Raw genomic sequence first — 3,090 nt, 5'->3', positions numbered from 1 at the left:
TTAGTATATACCTCTGATGCGTTTGCTTTTTCGTCCAGTTCTTTATTTGTATCATCGGCAAACTTATTATAATCCTCTACAAATTTCTTGACATCACTAACTAAGTTGTAGTGTTCCTCACGAACATTTTCTATAGAATTATGATTTTCTTCAACCTGATCAGATACACTGGTAATAGCTTCTGAATTAGTAGACACTTCTTCTTTAAGAGCTTCTAATGCTTGCTTATCAGCTTTGTTTTCAACAAGAGCCTTAACATCGTCTAAATGATTATAGCGTTTCAAGTCATTAATGATTTCTGAATGTTTATCAACCACATGAACTAATCCTGAATCAGGACTACCGTCACCATCTATAATCTCTTTATGTTTCTTGACGATGTCGTATAATCCACCTTCACCAGTTACACTATCCATAGCAGTAGTTAATTCTGAAACCTCTTTATCCAATTTTTCAAATTGAGTGTTAGCAGAAATTAGATCCTCTCTATTCTTTTTAACATCGCCAGCCAGTCTTTCAACGTTCTCATCTGTTTTATCCAAATCTTCACTTAGATCCTCTATAGAATCTTTATTTTTAACAACGGTAGCAACTATCCCTTTTCCTTCTAAAGGATCATTCTTAACATCTTCCTCTGTTGCTTTTTTTGGAGTTACTTTATTTGTATCTGGATTTACATCATACACAGTATCACCAGCTTTAAAACCATTTAAAGTTAATGTGTTATTGTAAGAGTTTGCAGCTACTCCAGCAATCGCATTAACTAATCCTTCCTCAGGCTTACCCTCAGGGCCATATACAACCTTATGCAAGTCTGAAACCCCATCCTGCAAATCCTTAACTGCCCCAGCAGCTCCAATTAGATCCTCTCTATTCTTTTTAACATCGCCAGCCAGTCTTTCAACGTTCTCATCTGTTTTATCCAAATCTTCACTTAGATCCTCTATAGAATCTTTATTTTTAACAACGGTAGCAACTATCCCTTTTCCTTCTAAAGGATCATTCTTAACATCTTCCTCTGTTGCTTTTTTGGGAGTTACTTCATTTGTATCTGTATTTACATCATACACAGTATCACCAGCTTTAAAACCATTTAAAGTTAATGTGTTATTGTAAGAATTGGCAGCAACGCCAGAAAGATTCTTGTTAATCTTTTTAATTTTCTCGTCTTGTTTTGTAATTTTTTCAGTGACTTCTGATTTAACAGCTTCCGTTTGTTTTGTAATCTCTGTGTTAATAGCTTTTCCAAACGAACTTCCAGCAGCCTCAACAGATGTATCTTCTGCAGTAGCTGAAGCCGAAACAATACCACCCACAAATAATGCTATCGCAGTGCGTTTTAAAATTTCACATTTCATAAAAATAATCCTTTTTGGTTAACTTGGTTTATGTTGTTTTATAAAATAATTGCGAAAAAGTGAATCAATCAATTATCCCAAATAATTAATATATCTCAACCTTAAAGCGTGTAATTTATACACCTAAAACGTATAGAATACAATTTCAATAAAGTGATCTAGATCACAATTTCAATATAAAATACAAAGTGCGGTGAAAATTAACCTAATTTTTCAAATTAGAATAAAAATTGAGTTAGTTTGAGGGAATACTTGGAATGTGCATTGATTAACTATATGGAATCAAGCATAGACAAAAGCCTTTCCAAAATCTTAGGAAAGGCTTTCTTATCATTAAATTATTGTTCAGTATTTGAGTTACTTGGCTTGCGTCGTTTGCCGATATTTTTCGTATCCTTATGACGTAATTTCACTTTTTTCTTCGCCTCTGTTTTTTTCTTTTCTTCACGTTTTTCTTTAATACGTGCCTTTTGTTTTTTGCTGACAGATTTCACTTCACCATCTTTTGGTGGCTTAGTGCGAGGTTCTAAACCTTCTAAAATACGCGCCTTTAAAATTTCCTCAGTATAGCGTTTGATTTTACCCAGTAACTTGTAATCATGGGCTTCAACAAAAGAGACTGCCGTGCCCTTTTTACCTGCTCGCGCTGTACGTCCAATTCGATGCAAATAAGTATCCGCACTATACGGCAAATCAAAATTCATAACATGGCTTACATCATCAATATCAATACCACGCGCCGCCACATCGGTTGCAACCAATACCGTCACAATACCTGATTTCAATTTATCAATCGCATTGTTACGTTGAGTTTGTGCCATTTCACCTTCTAAATACGCGGAACGAATACCTCGTTTACGCAATGTTTCAGAAAGTTCACGCGCATCTTCACGACGACGAACAAACACAATTCCACGCGTCACATCTTCAGTTTCGATAAAGCGTGCGAGCAATTTGATTTTATGTTCATTGCTGTCTGCGTGATAATACCATTGATTAATTTTTTTTCTCTCTCGACGACTTGGTTCAGCATCCACTTTAACAGGATCATTCAATAAACGCTCCGCGAAATCGACCAACAACTCCCCTTCCAAGGTAGCAGAAAATAACAAGGTTTGTTTTCGCCAACGGGTTTCAGCCGCAATTTTTTCCGCATCTTGTCCAAATCCCATTTGTAACATTCTATCTGCTTCATCAAAAATCAGCATTTCAACCGAACGGCAATCAAAATTTTCTTCCTTAATGTATTGCAACAAACGACCGGGCGTAGCCACCACCAAATCTTGATTAGTGTTGAACACATCACCGTGATTTTGATACGCCACGCCACCTGTAATTGTCGCAATATTTAAATGGGTGAACTGCGCTAATTCTTCCGCTTGTTCAGCCACTTGCATTGCCAGTTCACGGGTTGGCGTTAATACCAAAATACGCGGCGGGCCTGGTTTACGACGAGGATAATCCAATAAATGTTGTAGCGCAGGTAGTAAAAAAGCAGCCGTTTTTCCTGTTCCCGTTGGTGCAGATCCTAATACATCACGCTCTTCCATTGCAGCAGGAATGGCTTCCATTTGAATAGCTGTTGGGCGGGAATAACCTTTTTTCTCAAGCGCCTTTAAAAGCTCAGGAGAAAGATCGAATTGTTCAAATTGGGATAAATTCATTATTGTGCGGTTCTTTGTTAAAATTGACGCGGATTATACCTGAAATTAGGGGCTGTTGATAACTCATT

General features: G+C 36.9%; 2 protein-coding genes. Both read right to left on the bottom strand.

Going from position 1 to position 3,090, the window contains the following annotated elements:
* Nucleotides 1-1,358, bottom strand: a 1,358-nt coding sequence (locus A8M50_RS08965) for a coiled-coil domain-containing protein (RefSeq protein WP_162270453.1), incomplete at its 3' end; no start/stop codon positions are given.
* A 338-nt stretch (nucleotides 1,359-1,696) separates the two neighbouring features.
* Nucleotides 1,697-3,022, bottom strand: coding sequence for an ATP-dependent RNA helicase SrmB (gene srmB, locus A8M50_RS06750; protein ID WP_005635084.1), 1,326 nt, complete (start codon nucleotides 3,020-3,022; stop codon nucleotides 1,697-1,699).
* Between the last annotated feature and the right edge of the window lie 68 nt (nucleotides 3,023-3,090).

This window comes from Haemophilus haemolyticus, from assembly GCF_001679045.1.
In the GTDB taxonomy this organism is placed as follows: domain Bacteria; phylum Pseudomonadota; class Gammaproteobacteria; order Enterobacterales; family Pasteurellaceae; genus Haemophilus; species Haemophilus haemolyticus.
Note: the sequence above shows the minus strand (reverse complement) of the source record. Positions and strands in the feature narration are given on the sequence as shown.